Origin of the sequence: Paraliobacillus sp. JSM ZJ581 (assembly GCF_044383835.1) — a bacterium.
Lineage (GTDB): Bacteria > Bacillota > Bacilli > Bacillales > Amphibacillaceae > Paraliobacillus.
Window position 1 is genome coordinate 39,229 of sequence record NZ_JBISEP010000018.1, and the last position, 17,472, is coordinate 56,700.

The window sequence follows — 17,472 nt, forward strand, 5'->3', positions numbered from 1 at the left end:
GTGGGTCAAAAAGTTAATCCAATAGGATTTCGTGTCGGTGTTATCCGTGATTGGGAGTCCAAGTGGTACGCTGGCAAAGATTATGCAGACTTGTTACATGAAGATATTAAAATTCGTGAATATGTTGAACAACGTCTGAAAGATGCTGCTGTTTCTAAGATTGAAATTGAACGTGCAGCTAATCGTGTGAATATTTCCATATCTACTGCTAAGCCTGGAATGGTTATTGGTAAAGGCGGTTCAGAAGTTGAAGCACTTCGTAAATCATTGAATGCCCTAACTGGTAAAAAAGTTCACATCAACATTGTTGAAGTGAAAAAAGCAGATATTGATGCAAAATTAGTAGCTGAAAATATTGCACGTCAATTAGAGAATCGTATTTCTTTCCGTCGTGCACAAAAGCAAGTAATACAACGTGCTATGCGAGCAGGTGCAAAAGGTATCCGTACACAAGTATCTGGTCGTCTAGGTGGAGCAGATATTGCTCGTGCAGAAAGTTATAGCGAAGGGACTGTACCACTGCACACTTTACGTGCTGATATCGATTATGGTACTGCTGAGGCAGATACAACATACGGTAAACTAGGTGTTAAAGTGTGGATCTATCGTGGAGAAGTCCTTCCAACTAAAAACAATAAGTAAGGAAGGGGGCGCGCATTATGTTAATGCCTAAACGTGTAAAACATCGTAAGCAACATCGTGGTAAAATGAGAGGAAAAGCAAAAGGCGGTACGTCTGTTACTTTTGGTGAATATGGATTACAAGCTGTTGAAGCTTCTTGGATCACAAGTCGTCAAATAGAGTCAGCACGTATTGCTATGACTCGTTATATGAAGCGTGGCGGTAAAGTATGGATTAAAATTTTCCCAGACAAACCTTACACTGCAAAGCCTCTAGAAGTTCGAATGGGTTCTGGTAAAGGAGCACCTGAAGGTTGGGTGGCAGTTGTAAAACCTGGTAAAATCATGTTTGAAGTTGCAGGAGTATCTGAAGAAGTAGCACGTGAAGCACTTCGTCTTGCTTCTCATAAACTACCTATAAAAACTAAGTTTGTAAAACGTGAAGAAATTGGTGGTGAAATCAATGAAGGCTAAAGAAATCAGAGAACTAACCACTGCCGAAATTGAACAAAAAATCAAGTCTTTAAAAGAAGAGCTTTTTAACTTGCGTTTTCAGTTAGCTACGGGTCAATTGGAAAACACTGCACGTCTTCGTGAAGTTCGTAAATCCATTGCACGCATGAAAACTGTTGTACGTCAAAGAGAGCTTAGCGTAAATAACTAGTTAAACCGAGAGGAGGTTAACCTCAAATGACTGAGCGTAATGATCGTAAAGTTTACACAGGTCGTGTTGTTTCAGATAAAATGGACAAAACGATTACTGTACTAGTAGAAACTTATAAGTTCCATAAACTTTATGGAAAGCGTGTTAAATATTCTAAAAAGTTCAAAACGCATGATGAAAACAATCAAGCTAAAGTTGGTGACATTGTTTCAATTATGGAAACTCGCCCACTATCAGCAACAAAGCGTTTTCGTCTTGTTGAAGTAGTAGAAGAAGCAGTAATTATCTAATTTAAGTAAAGTTCGCTCGGATTGATTCCGAAGGGAGGTAACGACAGTATGATTCAGCAAGAGACTCGTTTGAAAGTTGCAGACAACTCTGGTGCACGCGAAGTACAAGCAATTAAAGTACTAGGTGGCTCTGGAAGAAAAACTGCTAATATTGGTGATGTAATTGTATGTTCGGTGAAACAAGCAACACCTGGAGGCGTTGTCAAAAAAGGTGAAGTAGTAAGAGCTGTTATCGTACGCTCAAAAAGTGGTGCTCGCCGTAAAGATGGCTCATATATCCGCTTTGACGAAAACGCAGCAGTAATTATACGTGAAGATAAAAGCCCAAGAGGTACTCGTATCTTTGGTCCGGTTGCGCGTGAATTACGTGATGCAAAATTCATGAAAATTGTATCTCTGGCTCCAGAGGTACTATAATAAAGCATTGAAAATAGAGTGTGTTGGTCTGTTATTGAATTAGTAGATAATAAATCAACCTATCTGATTTTAATGTTGAAAAAGATCGTAATGATAAGCCTTGTAAGGAGGTGCGTTTAGCATGCATGTAAAAAAAGGTGATAAAGTACAGGTAATCTCTGGTAAAGATAAAGGTAAGCAAGGTACGATTTTAGTTGCTTTTCCTAAAAAAGATCGAGTGCTTGTAGAAGGTGTTAATATGGTGAAAAAACACGCAAAACCTTCTCAAGACAATCCGCAAGGCGGAATTATTGAACAAGAAGCACCAATTCATGTTTCTAATGTATTACCGATTGATCCGAAATCCGGTGAGCCAACTCGTGTAGGATATGAAGAACGTGGTGGAAATAAAGTTCGTATCGCTAAAAAATCCGGTGAAGCGTTAGATAAATAATTTGTGCTGTGAAAGGAGGGCTACTCGATGAACGAACTAAAGGAAAGATATCAAAACAACATCGTTTCATCATTGGTTGAAAAATTCAACTATGATTCAGTAATGCAAGTACCAAAAGTTGAAAAAATCGTAATTAACATGGGTGTTGGTGATGCAGTGCAAAATTCAAAAGCATTGGATAGTGCAGTAGAAGAATTAGCGCTTATCTCAGGTCAACAACCTTTAATAACAAAAGCTAAAAAATCAATTGCTGGCTTTCGTTTACGTGAGGGAATGCCAATAGGGGCAAAAGTAACCCTTCGCGGTGAACGAATGTATGAATTCTTGCAAAAGCTTATTGATGTATCACTTCCACGTGTACGTGATTTTCGTGGTATCTCAAAGAAAGCTTTTGATGGAAGAGGAAATTACACACTAGGTGTGAAAGAACAATTGATTTTCCCAGAAATAAATTATGATCAAGTAAATAAAGTTCGCGGTATGGATATTGTTATTGTTACAACTGCTAACAGTGATGAAGAAGCTCGTGAATTATTATCCAAACTTGGCATGCCTTTCCAAAAATAAGCTATAAAGCTAATACAAGGAGGGAAAATAGTGGCTAAAAAATCAATGATTGCGAAACAAAAACGCACACCAAAGTATAAAGTACAAGAATATACACGTTGTGAGCGTTGTGGACGTCCACACTCTGTAATTCGTAAATTCAAACTTTGCCGTATTTGTTTCCGTGAACTTGCCTATAAAGGTCAAATTCCTGGTGTCAAAAAAGCAAGCTGGTAAACCCCGATCAGGGAAGGAGGTAATATTTAATGGTTATGACAGATCCAATTGCAGATATGTTAACACGTATTCGTAACGCAAACATGGTTCGCCATGAGAAGTTAGAGCTTCCTGCATCAAAGCTAAAGGCAGATGTTGCAGATATTCTTAAACGTGAGGGCTTTGTTCGTGATTATGAATACATTGAAGATAATAAACAAGGTGTACTTCGTATTTTCTTAAAATATGGTACAAACGAAGAACGTGTTATTTCTGGACTAAAGCGTATTAGTAAACCAGGATTGCGTGTTTACGCTAAAGCGGATGAAATTCCTAAAGTATTAAATGGATTAGGAATTGCAATCGTTTCTACTTCAAAAGGTGTACTATCAGATAAAGAAGCGCGTGAGCAAGCTATTGGCGGCGAAGTGCTAGCATACGTTTGGTAATAAACATTTAACAAGATAGGAGGTGCACAATAGATGTCTCGTATAGGTTTAAAGATTATTGAAATCCCTGAAGGTGTTGAAATCAAAAATGATAACAACAAAATCACTGTAAAAGGACCTAAGGGTGAATTAACTCGTCAACTTCATGAAGATATGACAATTACGATCGAAAATAATACAGTAACAGTTGCAAGACCAAGCGATCATAAAGAACATCGTGCATTGCATGGCACAACACGTAGCCTAATCAACAACATGGTTGAAGGAGTGCATAAAGGTTTTGAAAAAGCTCTTGAAATCCAAGGTGTAGGTTACCGTGCTCAAAAACAAGGTAAGAAAGTCGTAGTTAATGCTGGATATTCTCACCCGGTAGAGATCGACGAAGAAGATGGTATCGAAATTGAAGTACCTTCAAACACTCGTATCGTTGTAAAAGGTATCGACAAAGAATTAGTTGGAGCAATTTCTGCAAACATTCGTGCTATTCGTCCGCCTGAACCATATAAAGGTAAAGGTATTCGTTATGAAGATGAATATGTACGTCGTAAAGAAGGTAAAACAGCTAAGTAAGGTTAAGTAACCGAGATAGGTTAGTTAGGTAACAGAAAGGAGTGACCTAGATGATCACAAAGCCAGACAAAAATGTCGTACGTAAAAAAAGACATCGTCGTGTGCGTAGAACGCTTTTCGGAACGGCAGAACGCCCTCGTTTAAACGTATATCGTTCTAACAAGCATATTTATGCACAATTAATTGATGATGTTGCTAGTGTAACACTAGTAAGTGCGTCAACTGTAGATAAAGATTTTAGTCTAGATGCAACTGGAAACGTTGAAGCAGCGGAAAAGGTTGGAGAACTTATCGCTTCTCGCGCAATAGAGAAAGGCCACAAAAACGTGGTGTTCGACCGTGGAGGATATCTATATCACGGACGTGTGAAAGCTTTAGCAGATGCTGCCCGTGAGGCAGGTCTTGAATTTTAATTGTAAAAGGAGGGACATAGATTGCGTACTAATATTGATCCAAACAAATTAGATTTAGAAGAACGCGTAGTAACAATTAATCGTGTAGCAAAAGTAGTAAAAGGTGGACGTCGTTTTCGCTTTGCAGCATTAGTTGTTGTTGGTGATAAAAATGGTCACGTTGGTTTTGGTACAGGTAAAGCACAAGAAGTACCTGAAGCGATTAAAAAAGCCATTGATGATGCGAAGAAAAACTTGGTTACTGTACCAATTGTAGGTACAACTATTCCACACGAAACGATTGGAGAATTTGGTGCAGGAAGCATTCTAATGAAGCCAGCAGCAGAAGGTACTGGAGTTATCTCAGGTGGACCAGTTCGTGCGGTACTAGAACTTGCAGGTGTAGGAGATATTTTATCTAAATCATTAGGCTCAAACACACCAATCAACATGGTTCGTGCAACAATCAGTGGTCTTGCGGGTTTAAAACGTGCAGAAGATGTAGCGAAATTACGTGGCAAATCAGTAGAAGAACTGTTAGGATAAGGAGGGAAATCACATGGCTAAAAAGTTAGAAATTACCCTCACGCGCAGTGTCATCGGCAGATCTGAAGTGCAAAAAGCAACGGTTCAAACATTAGGGTTAAAGAAAATCCATCAATCTGTAGTCCGTGAAGATACGCCTGCGGTTAGAGGCATGTTAAATAAAGTATCACATTTAGTAGCGGTTAAAGAAGTATAAAACATTAGCGCAAAGAGGAGGTGCTCGCATGAAACTTCATGAATTGGAGCCATCACAAGCTCGTAAAAAGCGAAATCGTGTAGGTCGTGGAATGTCCTCCGGTAACGGAAAAACATCAGGACGTGGTCATAAAGGACAAAATTCTCGTTCAGGTGGAGGCGTTCGTCCAGGGTTTGAAGGTGGACAAATGCCATTATTCCAACGATTACCAAAACGTGGATTTACGAATATTCACCGCAAGGAATTTGCGATCGTTAATCTAGACACGTTAAATAAATTTGAAGAAGGTACAGAAATAACACCTGAGCTTTTACTTGAAACAGGATTAGTTAGCAAGTTAAAAGCCGGCATTAAAGTTCTTGGAAATGGTAATATTGAAAAGAAATTTACTGTAAAAGCTCACAAGTTCTCTGCTTCAGCTAAAGAAGCAATAGAAGCAGCGGGCGGTAAAATAGAGGTGATTTAATGTTCCGTACAATCTCCAATTTTGTGCGTGTAAAGGATATCAGAAGCAAAATTGTTTTCACATTATTAATGCTGATTGTTTTTCGGTTAGGGACGTTTATTCCTGTTCCCTTTTCTAACCGAGACGTGATCAGTTTTATGGACGATCAACAAAGCGTTTTTGGTTTCTTAAACACTTTTGGAGGCGGGGCATTACAGAATTTTTCCATTTTTGCAATGGGGATCATGCCATACATTACCGCTTCTATCATTATGCAATTATTGCAAATGGACGTTGTGCCAAAATTTACCGAATGGAAGAAGCAAGGGGAAGTTGGTCGACGTAAACTAGCGCAGTTCACTAGATACGCAACCATTGTTCTTGCCTTTATTCAAGCAATTGCTATGTCAATTGGTTTTAATGCTATGGCAGGAGGTCAATTAATTTCTAGTCCTGGTATTGGAAAGTATATTGTCATTGCAATTGTATTAACAAGTGGAACAGCTTTTCTAATGTGGCTTGGAGAACAAATTACCGCACATGGAGTTGGTAATGGTATATCTATTATCATTTTTGCTGGTATCGTTGCTGCGATACCAAATGGCGTTAATCAATTACTTGAGCAATATTTCGGTGGAAATACCGGCGATGATTTATTCATTAATATTGTTATTGTTTCTCTAATTGTCTTGGTAGTACTTGCAGTTGTCGTTGGTGTTATATATATCCAACAAGCTCTACGTAAAATACCAATTCAATATGCCAAGCGTTTAGTCAATCGCTCTCCAGTAGGTGGTCACTCCACTCACCTTCCACTAAAAGTGAATGCAGCCGGTGTTATACCAGTCATTTTCGCTGTATCATTTATTATGGCACCAAGAACAATTGCTAGCTTTTTCGATGGAAAAGTTGCAAGCACCATTGAAGCAATTTTTGATTACACACAGCCAATTGGCATGGTCATATACGTAGCGTTAATTATTGCATTTACCTATTTTTACACATTTGTCCAGGTTAATCCTGAGCAAATGGCTGAAAATCTTAAGAAGCAAGGTGGCTATATTCCTGGGATACGTCCTGGACAAAAAACAGAAACGTATCTTACACGTGTGATGTATCGCTTAACTTTTGTGGGCTCTATTTTTCTAGCAGCAGTAGCTGTTCTACCATTGGTTCTAGGAAGTATAGCTAATTTACCACAATCAATACAAATTGGCGGTACTAGCTTGTTAATTGTAGTCGGTGTTGCATTGCAAACGATGAAACAATTGGAAAGCCAACTAGTGAAACGACACTATAAAGGATTTATTAAATAGTTCGTGCTTAATCATTATATTAAACACGGATGAGAGCGAGGGGAATTGAAGTGAATTTAATTCTAATGGGTCTTCCTGGTGCAGGAAAAGGCACACAGGCTGAAAAGATAGTAGAAAAATATCAGATCCCTCATATTTCAACTGGAGATATGTTTCGATTAGCAATTAAAGAAGGAACAGATCTCGGTAAACAAGCAAAGGCATTTATGGATCAGGGAGAATTAGTTCCTGATGAAGTAACCATTGGAATTGTACGTGAACGTTTGAGTAAGAATGATTGCAAGAATGGATTTTTACTAGACGGTTTTCCAAGAACGATAGCACAAGCTGAGTCTTTAGAAAACCTACTTCAGGATATGCAACGTTCATTAGATTTCGTCTTACATGTTGATGTTCCGCAAGAACAATTAATGGAGCGTTTGACAGGTCGTCGTATTTGTCCAGTATGTGGTGCAACCTATCATGTCATATTCAACCCACCAAAAGAAGCAGGTGTTTGTGATAATGATGGTACACAGCTAATACAACGAGAAGATGATTCTGAGCAAACAGTTGCAAGACGTCTAGAAGTAAATGTGACACAAACTAAACCAATGTTAGACTTTTATCATGACAAAGGATACCTTGTCTCCATTAATGGCTCACAAGATATTAACAAGGTTTTTGAAGATATTGATCAAAAGCTTCAAACGTTAGTGTAGGTAATTTGTGCAAATACGATAGAAAGATTAATGACATGACGCCACTTCTGTGTGTTTGCACATGAATACCAATTAATGTATAAATAACTTATTAACTGTTATAAAAGCACGTTACGATTTAATTCACACGTGAAATGCATATACTAATAGTGAATAATGTTATTTCATTTTCAAATCAAGCAAAACCAGGTGCCCGCCTTTCCAATATATCGCATCTAATGATTACAAGCTGTGTAAATAGAAATAAACATATGTTTACTTTTAAATTACACATAGTAATTTAATCATGGATAAATACTTATTTTCATGGTTACAAGCGGGATATGTCAGATAACAGCTTTTGCGGATAATTGGACGGTAGTCACAAAACATGGTAGAATATATGTTTGTTTTCAATATATTTTAGAACAATAATAGGATTTGTTATTATTAGCAAATCGGTAAGTGAAGGTGATCATGTTTGAATGATGCGGATTCGTATCCCCAGATAGGTCAAGTTGTTCAAATTTTACAAGGGCGAGAAGCTGGTCAATATGCTATTGTAATTGGTATAGTTGATGATCGCTTTGCTTTACTTGCTGACGGAGAGAAACGAAAGTATGATCGACCGAAAAAGAAGAATTTAAATCATGTTCTGCCGATAAACTTTATTTCTCCCGAGGTTCAAAAAAGCCTTCTAGAAACTGGTCGCGTTACAAATGGTAAGCTGCGTTTTGCTATATCAAAATTTGTCAATGAAGTAGTGACTGATTTGAAGAAGGGAGATCAACTCGATGGCGAAAGACGATGCAATTGAAGTAGAAGGTACTGTTACTGACACATTACCGAATGCAATGTTTAAAGTTGAATTAGAGAATGGTCACACCGTTTTAGCTCATGTTTCTGGTAAGATTCGTATGCACTATATTCGAATTCTACCAGGAGATAAGGTAACGGTTGAACTTTCTCCATATGATTTAACAAGAGGACGTATTACGTACCGTTATAAATAATGATAAACTCCGATACAAGAGGAGGTATGGATGATGAAGGTAAGACCATCTGTAAAACCAATATGCGAAAAATGTAAGGTTATTCGTCGTAAAGGTAAAGTTATGATAATCTGCGAAAACCCTAAGCATAAACAAAAACAAGGTTAATCAATAAGGAGGTGCACAACACGTATGGCACGTATTGCAGGTATTGATATTCCACGTGAAAAACGTATAGTAATTTCTTTAACTTATATCTACGGCATTGGTAAGTCTGCTGCAAAAGAAGTTTTAGCAGAAGCTGGTGTTTCAGAAGATACTCGTGTTCGTGACTTGACTGAAGATGAATTAGCAAAAATTCGTACTGCAGTTGACAATCGTACAGTAGAAGGAGATCTTCGTCGTGAAGTTTCTCTAAACATTAAACGTCTAATTGAAATTGGATCATATAGAGGTCTTCGTCACCGTAGAGGTCTACCAGTTCGTGGACAAAAAACAAAGAATAACTCTCGTACTCGTAAAGGCCCACGTAAAACAATGGCTAATAAAAAGAAATAAGTACTAAAGGAGGTTCGTAAAGCTAATGGCTCGTAAAACAAATACGCGTAAAAAACGTGTCAAAAAGAATATAGACACTGGCATAGCACATATTCGTTCTACTTTTAACAACACAATCGTTACGATTACAGATGTTCAAGGTAACGCGATCAGCTGGAGCAGTGCTGGTGCACTAGGCTTTAAAGGTTCACGTAAATCAACTCCATTTGCTGCACAAATGGCTGCTGAAGCGGCTGCAAAAGCTGCGCAAGAACATGGAATAAAAACGTTAGAAGTAACAGTTAAAGGACCAGGCGCTGGACGTGAAGCGGCAATCCGTTCACTACAAGCAGTTGGTATTGATGTTACTGCCATTGTTGATGTAACACCAGTTCCTCACAATGGTTGTCGCCCACCGAAACGTCGTCGTGTATAATTAACTTATCCGTATAGAATTTGTCAGACTGTCTATAATGATTGATGATGCCGTAAACTTATAATGAACGATTTAAACTGATGATGTAATATCATACTGAAAAATCACCATTGCTTGAGACAGATTTGAAGTATACGAATGAACTTAGTGCAGAAGCGGGAACTGCCTACATGAGGAATTTCGGTTAGGCGACATAGTCTAGCCGAGGTTTCGACGTTTGAAGGAGGGTTTTGTTAATGATCGAAATTGAAAAGCCAAAGATTGAAACGGTAGAAATCAGTGATGATGCTACATTTGGAAAATTCGTCGTAGAACCACTAGAACGTGGATATGGAACTACACTAGGAAACTCCTTACGTCGTATTCTATTATCCTCACTTCCTGGTGCTGCTGTAACATCCGTGCAAATTGATGGCGCATTACATGAATTTTCGACAATTGATGGCGTTATAGAAGACGTGACAACAATTATTCTTAACCTAAAGAAACTAGCTCTGAAAATTTACTCTGAAGAAGAGAAAACTTTAGAAATAGACGTACAGGGTGAAGGAGTTGTCACTGCTGCGGATATTACGTATGATAGTGATGTGGAAATTCTAAATCCGGATCTTCATATTGCTACATTAGGAAATAATGCAGCACTGCATATTAAAATGACTGCTGAACGTGGACGTGGATATCGTCCAGCCGATGCTAACAATCATGATGATCAACCAATCGGTGTTATTCCTGTTGATTCGATCTTCACCCCAGTATCACGTGTTACGTATCAAGTGGAAAACACTCGTGTAGGACAAATCACAAATTTTGATAAGCTAACGTTGGATGTTTGGACTGATGGAAGCATACGTCCAGAGGAAGCAGTATCATTAGGTGCTAAAATCTATACTGAACACTTGAACATTTTTGTTAGTTTAACAGATGAGGCACAAAATGCAGAAATCATGATTGAAAAAGAAGAAGATCAAAAAGAAAAAGTACTTGAAATGACAATCGAAGAGCTTGATTTATCCGTACGTTCTTATAACTGTTTAAAACGGGCAGGGATTAACACGGTACAAGAGCTTGCAAATAAATCTGAAGAAGATATGATGAAGGTTCGTAATCTAGGACGTAAATCACTAGAAGAAGTGAAACATAAACTAGAGGATTTAGGCTTAGGCTTACGAAAAGAAGACTAATCATACGAAACATCTTGAGATATTCCGGAAAAGGGAGGGATAATCGATGGCTAGAAAACTAGGTCGTACGACAGATGCGCGTTTAGCACTACTTCGAAACCTTGCTACTGACTTGATTATTCATGAACGTTTAGAAACAACTGAAGCAAAGGCCAAGGATCTTCGTTCTGTTGTGGATAAAATGATCACGTTAGGCAAACGTGGTGACATTCATGCACGTCGTCAAGCAGCAGCGTATTTATACAATGTAGAGACTGCAGAAAATGAAGATGCAGTACAAAAGCTATTCTCAGATATAGCTAGTCGTTATGAAGAGCGCCAAGGCGGTTATACACGTGTGTTGAAATTAGGACCACGTCGCGGTGACGGTGCAAAAATGGCAGTTATTGAGTTAGTATAAAAGTTTAATATATGAAGATCGGGGCTTAGACAGAATCTCTTTAAGGGGTGAATCGAAGCCCTTTTTGTTTTATGTTTAAATAAGGCTACTTGTACTCAAAAGTCGTTCACATTATCTTTCTGAGCCAAACGATTCATTAGAAAAATATTTCAATATAAAATAAAACCATTAACTTTACCTAAAAACATTAAATGAGCTATTTAAACAAGTTGAAACTATGATAAAATAATCAATTAGAAGTAGGGCTGTATTTAAGGATAAATGGTACTGTGAAATAGATATATTACATGTCCCGACAATATATAATTATTTCCGGGGAAATATATTGTTGTTTTGGAGGAATATATAGATGAAAGACGCATACATAGAATTTCGAAATGTTTCATTTCGTTATAGCGAAGACCAGCCATGGGTGTTGAACAACGTAAGCTTTCGTATACGTGCTAATCAATGGGTGGCCATTATCGGACATAACGGATCTGGAAAATCAACCATAGCAAAGCTGATGAACGGACTATTATTCCCTGTAAAAGGAGAAATCATTGTTAATGGACTAACTGTAACAGAAGAGACGATTTGGGACGTAAGGAAATCAATTGGCATGGTTTTTCAAAATCCTGATAATCAATTTGTTGGGACGACGGTTCGAGATGACGTTGCTTTCGGACTGGAAAATAGAGGGATAGAGCGACAAGAAATGATTGCTAGAATAAAGGATAGCTTGCAGGCTGTGTCTATGTGGGACTATCAACTTCACGAACCACATCGATTATCTGGAGGGCAGAAACAGCGTGTGGCAATTGCTGGGGTGTTAGCTGTTTCTCCACAAGTAATTATACTTGATGAGGCCACAGCAATGCTAGATCCAAAAGGTAGAAAAGAAATTATGCAAACCGTTAACAAAGTCAGACACCAACAAGGGATTTCACTTATATCAATTACTCATGACTTGAATGAAATAACACAAGCAGATCAAGTAATTGTTATGAATAAAGGAGAAGTATGGCTAGAAGCTAATCCAAGAGAGGTATTTCAAAAAGAGGAACTACTACAAGAGATTGGCTTGGACATACCTTTTGTTGCTAAATTAGCAAATGAATTATACAAGAACCAAGTGACTTTACAAAAACAGCCATTAAACCAGGAGGAGTTAATAAAAGGATTATGGACATATCATTCAAGAATGTAAACTATACGTATCAACCAAATACACCTTTTGAACATCGTGCATTAATTGACCTTTCATTTAATATTCCTTCAGGTTCTTTTGTTGCGGTTGTTGGACATACTGGTTCAGGGAAATCAACTTTAATTCAGCATTTAAATGGTTTGCTACGCCCCACGTCTGGAGAAGTGCAAATAGGTGAGTATAAACTGACAGCTAATGAGAAGCCAAAAGACATGAAAGCATTACGAAAGCATGTTGGGGTAGTATTTCAGTATCCAGAACATCAATTATTTGATGAAACAGTAGAAAAAGATATTCGCTTTGGTCCAAGTAATTTTGGTGTTCCTGCCCATGAAATTGACAAGAGAATACCAGAAGTAATGGATGCTGTTCGATTATCGACAGATATGCTAGAGCGATCCCCGTTTGATTTGAGTGGTGGACAAATGCGTCGAGTTGCAATTGCTGGTGTACTAGCTATGGACCCTTCTGTATTAGTACTTGATGAACCTACAGCAGGTTTAGATCCAAAGGGACAAAAACAGATCATGGATATGTTCCATCAGCTTCATCAAAAGAAAGGGTTAACAACGGTTTTAGTAACCCATAGCATGGAAGATGCGCTTCATTATGCAGACCATGTCATTATTATGGATCACGGTACGAAATACATGGAAGGTGTGCCAACGAAAGTTTTTACACAAAAAGAAAGGTTACAAGCGGTCCAATTAGATTTACCAGAAATCATTCAATTTTTACGTAGAATAGAAGAGACCTTTCATATCTCGCTTCCTTATAAAGGACAAACGATTTCCGAATTAGCTGCTGAATTGAATATGTTATTGAAAGGTGCTGGTGAACATGAGTAACTCTATTTTGATTGGCCAATATATACCGAGTAATTCGTTGATTCATCGGCTAGATCCACGCACCAAAATAATGGTCATACTCTTTTTTGTTATTTTTGTTTTTTTTGCTAATTCAGCTCCTAGCTATGCGTGGCTTACTATATTTGCAATTGGTACCGCTCTATCTACAAGGATTAAATTAACTTTTATTTTAAAAGGTTTAACACCTGTATGGTTTTTAATTATTTTTACATTTCTTCTCCATTTAATTGTAACAAAAGAAGGGCAAGTGTTAGTTGAGTTTTTTTCATTTTCCATATACTCTGGTGCAATTAAACAAGGAGTCGCTATTTCCTTTCGATTCTTTTTATTAATATTAGTGACATCTTTATTGACATTGACAACTACCCCGATTGAAATTACGGATGCAATTGAAAGCTTGTTGCAACCATTGAAGAAAATTAAGTTTCCAGTTCATGAACTAGCATTAATGATGTCTATTTCTTTGCGTTTTATTCCGACGTTAATGCAAGAAACAGAAAAGATATCAAAAGCGCAAGCATCACGTGGTGTCGATTTCAAAACTGGACCTTTGAAAGAAAGGATTAAAGCGATTGTTCCATTGCTCGTTCCGTTATTTGTTAGTGCTTTTAAACGAGCAGAAGAGTTAGCGATGGCGATGGAAGCAAGAGGTTATCAAGGTGGAGAAGGTCGTACTAAGTTAAGGGAATTAAAGATCGCAAAAATAGATGTTTTTTCATTTATTGTATTCGCCCTAGTAATTATTATATTATTCTTCTTACGATCATAAAGGAGATAAAAGATTATGCGCATGTGTGCGATAGTAAGTTATGATGGCACAGCTTATGCTGGGTATCAAATCCAACCAAACGCCATGACAATTCAAGAAAAGGTTGAACAGGCATTATCAAAGATTCATAAAGGACAGAAAATACAAATTACAGCCTCTGGACGGACAGATTCGGGTGTTCATGCGAACGGTCAGACGTTTCACTTTGATACGAATCTTGCCATTCCTGAGGCCAATTGGAAAAAAGCATTGAATGCTGTCCTGCCAAATGATATTCGGATCAAGTCTGTTCACCACGTGTCTGATGATTTTCACGCTCGGTTTGATGCAAAAGCAAAAACATATCAATATTATGTATCAAACAAGGAAGACAATCACGTTTTTCAACGGAACTATAGTTATCTAGTTAGAGAATCGCTTGATCTGAATGCGATGCAACAAGCATGTACGATGATTGAAGGAGAGCATGACTTTACAGCATTTTGTGCAGCTAATAATGGAGTGAAAGGTACAAAAGTAAGAACGATTTACCGAGCTACTTGCGAACAGATGAAAGACCAATATATCTTTACGTTTGAAGGTAGTGGTTTTCTTTATAATATGGTTCGCATTTTGGTTGGTACCTTAATAGAAATAGGAAAAGGCAATCGAAAACCGGCAGAAATGAAAGAAATAATAAATAGCAAAGATCGGGCAACGGCAGGTAAAACTGCCCCACCACAAGGACTATTTTTAGTAGCCGTTACTTATAATTAATGATAAGGTGAAAACATGCTTTTTTTCAAGAAAAACAACGCATCCAGGTGAATCGCTATTGACATTAGACGTGACTTGATGTATGATGATCTATGGCATTTTATTTATATACCACGATTGGCCCCGGAAAGTTAATTGTGTAGAATATAAAAGCAAATGAAGCTAGAAATAGCGAATGAAACGTAAGATATTAGGTGAATTTTCATATACAGGAGGTTAAAGAATCATGCGCACAACTTTCATGGCGAATGAAGCAAACATTGAACGTAAATGGCTTGTAGTTGATGCAGAAGGCCAAACGCTAGGTCGTTTATCTAGTGAAGTAGCTGCTATTCTTCGTGGCAAGCATAAACCAACGTACACACCGCATGTGGATACTGGTGATCATGTGATCATTATCAATGCGGAAAAAATCGAGTTAACTGGTAACAAGTTAAATGACAAACTATACTACCGTCACTCTAACCACCCAGGTGGATTAAAATCTCGTACAGCAGATGAAATGCGTACAAAATACCCTGAGCAAATGCTTGAATTAACTGTTAAAGGTATGCTTCCAAAAGGTAGCCTTGGCCGTAAAATGGGTAAAAAATTACATGTATTTAGAGGACCTGAACACAATCATCAAGCACAAAAACCAGAAGCATACGAACTTCGTGGCTAATTTAAAAGGAGGTAACGAATAGTGGCACAAGTACAATACTACGGTACCGGACGCCGTAAAAAATCAACTGCTCGTGTACGTTTAGTTCCTGGAACTGGACGTATCATTGTAAATAAACGTGATGCGGAAGATTACTTCCCATATGAAACACTTCGTACAATTATTAAGCAACCTTTAGTAGCAACAGAAACAGAAGGTAGTTATGATGTATTAGTAAACGTTGATGGTGGAGGATTCACTGGACAAGCTGGTGCAATTCGTCACGGCGTTGCTCGTGCATTATTAGAAGCTGATCCAGAATACCGCACAGTGCTTAAGCGTGCAGGATTCTTGACTCGTGACGCTCGTGCTAAAGAACGTAAAAAATACGGTCTTAAAGGCGCGCGTAGAGCTCCTCAGTTCTCAAAACGTTAATAAACCTTATATATCAAGTGTTTGCCCTCTTTGTTTTATAAAGCAGAGAGGGCTTTTTTGTGTAAAAATGAGAATTGAATGTCCTTTGAATACCCTGAGGTAAAATTCATGTATCTCTGAAACATTTCAACTGTCTTCTCTTCGCCTCCTCAGTAACTTGATTAGATTCCTATATTACTTTTGTAATATAGTTTGTCATAAACAGAATAGGGTAGGCAATGACAGCCTACAAGTAAAATGGTAACTAAATACTTGTTACCAAAATTTAAAATATTTTACCAAAATTTAATTGACTTATTCTGTTCTTATTCTTATACTTAATTTATATTAATTTCCATGTAAAAATATAGAGAGATGATATTCTTGTAAATAATATTTGATTAGAAAATTGTATATATAATTTTAAGAATGTTTTAAATGAACAAAAAATTTTTGTGTTAATTTTTGGTTTTGTCTTTATACCTATACATTCAAATGCTGAGGCTAATAGTGATATGACCTTAATAGAAGCTTCTAAAGATTTAGACTCTGAGGATGAAGAATTATATAATTCTATGTCTTATGAAGAAAAGAATGAAATAAAAATTTCTGTATTTTAAAAATATAGTGAAGGAGATATTTTATCTGAAGAAGATACTGTATTTTTATTAAATCAAGCTAAAAATTCTAATAATAGTTCAGGTATTCAACCACGTGCTGATAGTAGTTCTAAGTATGTTTCAGTAACCAGAAGTAAATATGGAACTAAAGTAAAATTGATTGGTAGAATGTATCAATATATAGCATTTTTTGCTGGAACATCTACCTTTAGAGGTAATTTAACTTTAACTAGACTATCCAGCTTCTTCAAAAAAAGCTTCATTAGCAACACATCGCTCTGCTTATGGAATTGTAGGTTGGAGTGGTAAATATCCAACTGTAGGGTAGGGCGTGTGTATAAAGGTAGTGTTAGTATGTCAAAAACAAGCAATTTAAATAAAACTAGAATCGATAGAACAAAAAAATATTCATCTATTTTACCTTCTTATACTACTATGTATAGTCAAGCGACTGTAACTACATATTGAGGAGATGTATATGCAGTGACATCACCTTCTTGGAGTAGGGTGCAATGATGAATTTGATTGTAAGCTTGATAGTAACATCTATTGTATTGGTGATTTTTGTATATTTAATTTTTTTATCTATAAAAGCACTTAAAATATATATAAGTAAAAACAATAGAAAACAATATGGTTTACCCATTTAATGGAGAAGTAAGCGCAGTAAAGTTGGAAAATTTCTAATCAAGTACCGCATTACTTTAATTATGAATAATAACTTATTGTTTTTACAGCTGTGTAGTTGGTATTTATTAAAAGGTGACGCTATAATTTTATAGATGACAACTTTGGTTCTCACCCAAAAATCACATAAATGCTTTATAGTACTATTCACTCTGTTGGAGATTCACCCGTTTAAGGAAGGAGTAGTTTGTGAAATATT

30 protein-coding genes are annotated in these 17,472 nt (G+C 37.1%); all 30 read left to right on the forward strand.

Annotation, left to right across the window (positions count from 1 at the left end):
* The 30 genes from rpsC to ACH6CY_RS10750 all read left to right on the forward strand — a co-directional run bounded on the left by rpsC (position 1) and on the right by ACH6CY_RS10750 (position 16,586).
* Positions 1 to 642, forward strand: coding sequence for a 30S ribosomal protein S3 (rpsC, locus tag ACH6CY_RS10605; protein WP_374067309.1), 642 nt, complete (start codon positions 1 to 3; stop codon positions 640 to 642).
* Between the two features lie 17 nt (positions 643 to 659).
* Positions 660 to 1,094, forward strand: coding sequence for a 50S ribosomal protein L16 (rplP, locus tag ACH6CY_RS10610; RefSeq protein WP_374067310.1), 435 nt, complete (start codon positions 660 to 662; stop codon positions 1,092 to 1,094).
* Positions 1,084 to 1,284 (forward strand): 50S ribosomal protein L29, encoded by a 201-nt coding sequence (rpmC, locus tag ACH6CY_RS10615; protein WP_374067311.1) that lies wholly within the window; start codon positions 1,084 to 1,086, stop codon positions 1,282 to 1,284. Before rplP ends, rpmC begins: the two co-directional genes overlap by 11 nt.
* Before the next feature lie 26 nt (positions 1,285 to 1,310).
* Positions 1,311 to 1,574 carry a 30S ribosomal protein S17 gene (gene rpsQ, locus ACH6CY_RS10620; protein WP_374067312.1) on the forward strand — a complete coding sequence of 88 codons (264 nt, stop codon included), beginning with the start codon at positions 1,311 to 1,313 and terminating at the stop codon, positions 1,572 to 1,574.
* Positions 1,575 to 1,622: 48 nt separating this feature from the next.
* Complete coding sequence (rplN, locus tag ACH6CY_RS10625) at positions 1,623 to 1,991, forward strand: 50S ribosomal protein L14 (RefSeq protein ID WP_374067313.1); 369 nt, start codon at positions 1,623 to 1,625, stop codon at positions 1,989 to 1,991.
* Between the two features lie 121 nt (positions 1,992 to 2,112).
* Positions 2,113 to 2,424: a 50S ribosomal protein L24 gene (gene rplX, locus ACH6CY_RS10630; protein WP_374067314.1), complete on the forward strand. Its 312-nt coding sequence runs from the start codon at positions 2,113 to 2,115 to the stop codon at positions 2,422 to 2,424.
* 27 nt (positions 2,425 to 2,451) lie between these two features.
* Positions 2,452 to 2,991, forward strand: coding sequence for a 50S ribosomal protein L5 (gene rplE / locus ACH6CY_RS10635; RefSeq protein ID WP_374067315.1), 540 nt, complete (start codon positions 2,452 to 2,454; stop codon positions 2,989 to 2,991).
* Positions 2,992 to 3,021: 30 nt separating this feature from the next.
* Complete coding sequence (rpsN, locus tag ACH6CY_RS10640) at positions 3,022 to 3,207, forward strand: 30S ribosomal protein S14 (protein ID WP_090776246.1); 186 nt, start codon at positions 3,022 to 3,024, stop codon at positions 3,205 to 3,207.
* Between the two features lie 29 nt (positions 3,208 to 3,236).
* The gene (gene rpsH / locus ACH6CY_RS10645) at positions 3,237 to 3,635 is read left to right on the forward strand and encodes a 30S ribosomal protein S8 (protein ID WP_374067316.1); all 399 of its coding nucleotides are present in this window, start codon (positions 3,237 to 3,239) and stop codon (positions 3,633 to 3,635) included.
* 33 nt (positions 3,636 to 3,668) lie between these two features.
* Positions 3,669 to 4,205, forward strand: a complete 537-nt coding sequence (rplF, locus tag ACH6CY_RS10650) for a 50S ribosomal protein L6 (protein ID WP_374067317.1) — start codon at positions 3,669 to 3,671, stop codon at positions 4,203 to 4,205.
* Positions 4,206 to 4,255: 50 nt separating this feature from the next.
* Positions 4,256 to 4,618, forward strand: a complete 363-nt coding sequence (rplR, locus tag ACH6CY_RS10655) for a 50S ribosomal protein L18 (RefSeq protein ID WP_374067318.1) — start codon at positions 4,256 to 4,258, stop codon at positions 4,616 to 4,618.
* Positions 4,619 to 4,639: 21 nt separating this feature from the next.
* A complete protein-coding gene (rpsE, locus tag ACH6CY_RS10660) occupies positions 4,640 to 5,143 on the forward strand; it encodes a 30S ribosomal protein S5 (RefSeq protein ID WP_182201173.1) in 504 nt (167 codons plus the stop codon).
* 13 nt (positions 5,144 to 5,156) lie between these two features.
* Positions 5,157 to 5,339 (forward strand): 50S ribosomal protein L30, encoded by a 183-nt coding sequence (gene rpmD / locus ACH6CY_RS10665; RefSeq protein WP_374067319.1) that lies wholly within the window; start codon positions 5,157 to 5,159, stop codon positions 5,337 to 5,339.
* Positions 5,340 to 5,367: 28 nt separating this feature from the next.
* Positions 5,368 to 5,805, forward strand: coding sequence for a 50S ribosomal protein L15 (rplO, locus tag ACH6CY_RS10670; protein WP_374067320.1), 438 nt, complete (start codon positions 5,368 to 5,370; stop codon positions 5,803 to 5,805).
* Positions 5,805 to 7,100, forward strand: coding sequence for a preprotein translocase subunit SecY (gene secY, locus ACH6CY_RS10675; RefSeq protein ID WP_374067321.1), 1,296 nt, complete (start codon positions 5,805 to 5,807; stop codon positions 7,098 to 7,100). Before rplO ends, secY begins: the two co-directional genes overlap by 1 nt.
* Before the next feature lie 50 nt (positions 7,101 to 7,150).
* Positions 7,151 to 7,801 (forward strand): adenylate kinase, encoded by a 651-nt coding sequence (locus ACH6CY_RS10680; protein WP_374067322.1) that lies wholly within the window; start codon positions 7,151 to 7,153, stop codon positions 7,799 to 7,801.
* A 460-nt stretch (positions 7,802 to 8,261) separates the two neighbouring features.
* Positions 8,262 to 8,597 (forward strand): RNA-binding protein, encoded by a 336-nt coding sequence (locus ACH6CY_RS10685; RefSeq protein WP_374067323.1) that lies wholly within the window; start codon positions 8,262 to 8,264, stop codon positions 8,595 to 8,597.
* Positions 8,575 to 8,793, forward strand: coding sequence for a translation initiation factor IF-1 (gene infA / locus ACH6CY_RS10690; RefSeq protein ID WP_182201167.1), 219 nt, complete (start codon positions 8,575 to 8,577; stop codon positions 8,791 to 8,793). The genes ACH6CY_RS10685 and infA overlap by 23 nt, the downstream gene beginning before the upstream one ends.
* A gap of 33 nt (positions 8,794 to 8,826) precedes the next feature.
* The gene (gene rpmJ, locus ACH6CY_RS10695) at positions 8,827 to 8,940 is read left to right on the forward strand and encodes a 50S ribosomal protein L36 (RefSeq protein WP_058000145.1); all 114 of its coding nucleotides are present in this window, start codon (positions 8,827 to 8,829) and stop codon (positions 8,938 to 8,940) included.
* Positions 8,941 to 8,964: 24 nt separating this feature from the next.
* A complete protein-coding gene (gene rpsM, locus ACH6CY_RS10700; RefSeq protein WP_374067324.1) occupies positions 8,965 to 9,330 on the forward strand; it encodes a 30S ribosomal protein S13 in 366 nt (121 codons plus the stop codon).
* Positions 9,331 to 9,355: 25 nt separating this feature from the next.
* A complete protein-coding gene (gene rpsK / locus ACH6CY_RS10705) occupies positions 9,356 to 9,745 on the forward strand; it encodes a 30S ribosomal protein S11 (protein ID WP_374067325.1) in 390 nt (129 codons plus the stop codon).
* 236 nt (positions 9,746 to 9,981) lie between these two features.
* Positions 9,982 to 10,926, forward strand: a complete 945-nt coding sequence (locus ACH6CY_RS10710) for a DNA-directed RNA polymerase subunit alpha (protein ID WP_374067326.1) — start codon at positions 9,982 to 9,984, stop codon at positions 10,924 to 10,926.
* A 46-nt stretch (positions 10,927 to 10,972) separates the two neighbouring features.
* Positions 10,973 to 11,326, forward strand: a complete 354-nt coding sequence (gene rplQ / locus ACH6CY_RS10715) for a 50S ribosomal protein L17 (RefSeq protein WP_374067327.1) — start codon at positions 10,973 to 10,975, stop codon at positions 11,324 to 11,326.
* A gap of 349 nt (positions 11,327 to 11,675) precedes the next feature.
* The gene (locus ACH6CY_RS10720; RefSeq protein WP_374067328.1) at positions 11,676 to 12,515 is read left to right on the forward strand and encodes an energy-coupling factor ABC transporter ATP-binding protein; all 840 of its coding nucleotides are present in this window, start codon (positions 11,676 to 11,678) and stop codon (positions 12,513 to 12,515) included.
* Positions 12,491 to 13,363, forward strand: a complete 873-nt coding sequence (locus tag ACH6CY_RS10725; RefSeq protein WP_374067329.1) for an energy-coupling factor ABC transporter ATP-binding protein — start codon at positions 12,491 to 12,493, stop codon at positions 13,361 to 13,363. The genes ACH6CY_RS10720 and ACH6CY_RS10725 overlap by 25 nt, the downstream gene beginning before the upstream one ends.
* Complete coding sequence (locus tag ACH6CY_RS10730; protein WP_374067330.1) at positions 13,356 to 14,153, forward strand: energy-coupling factor transporter transmembrane component T family protein; 798 nt, start codon at positions 13,356 to 13,358, stop codon at positions 14,151 to 14,153. The genes ACH6CY_RS10725 and ACH6CY_RS10730 overlap by 8 nt, the downstream gene beginning before the upstream one ends.
* A gap of 15 nt (positions 14,154 to 14,168) precedes the next feature.
* Positions 14,169 to 14,909 carry a tRNA pseudouridine(38-40) synthase TruA gene (gene truA, locus ACH6CY_RS10735; RefSeq protein ID WP_374067331.1) on the forward strand — a complete coding sequence of 247 codons (741 nt, stop codon included), beginning with the start codon at positions 14,169 to 14,171 and terminating at the stop codon, positions 14,907 to 14,909.
* Between the two features lie 226 nt (positions 14,910 to 15,135).
* Complete coding sequence (gene rplM, locus ACH6CY_RS10740) at positions 15,136 to 15,573, forward strand: 50S ribosomal protein L13 (protein ID WP_374067332.1); 438 nt, start codon at positions 15,136 to 15,138, stop codon at positions 15,571 to 15,573.
* 21 nt (positions 15,574 to 15,594) lie between these two features.
* Positions 15,595 to 15,987 carry a 30S ribosomal protein S9 gene (gene rpsI, locus ACH6CY_RS10745; protein WP_374067333.1) on the forward strand — a complete coding sequence of 131 codons (393 nt, stop codon included), beginning with the start codon at positions 15,595 to 15,597 and terminating at the stop codon, positions 15,985 to 15,987.
* A gap of 434 nt (positions 15,988 to 16,421) precedes the next feature.
* Complete coding sequence (locus tag ACH6CY_RS10750) at positions 16,422 to 16,586, forward strand: hypothetical protein (RefSeq protein WP_374067334.1); 165 nt, start codon at positions 16,422 to 16,424, stop codon at positions 16,584 to 16,586.
* The last annotated feature ends 886 nt before the right edge of the window (positions 16,587 to 17,472 follow it).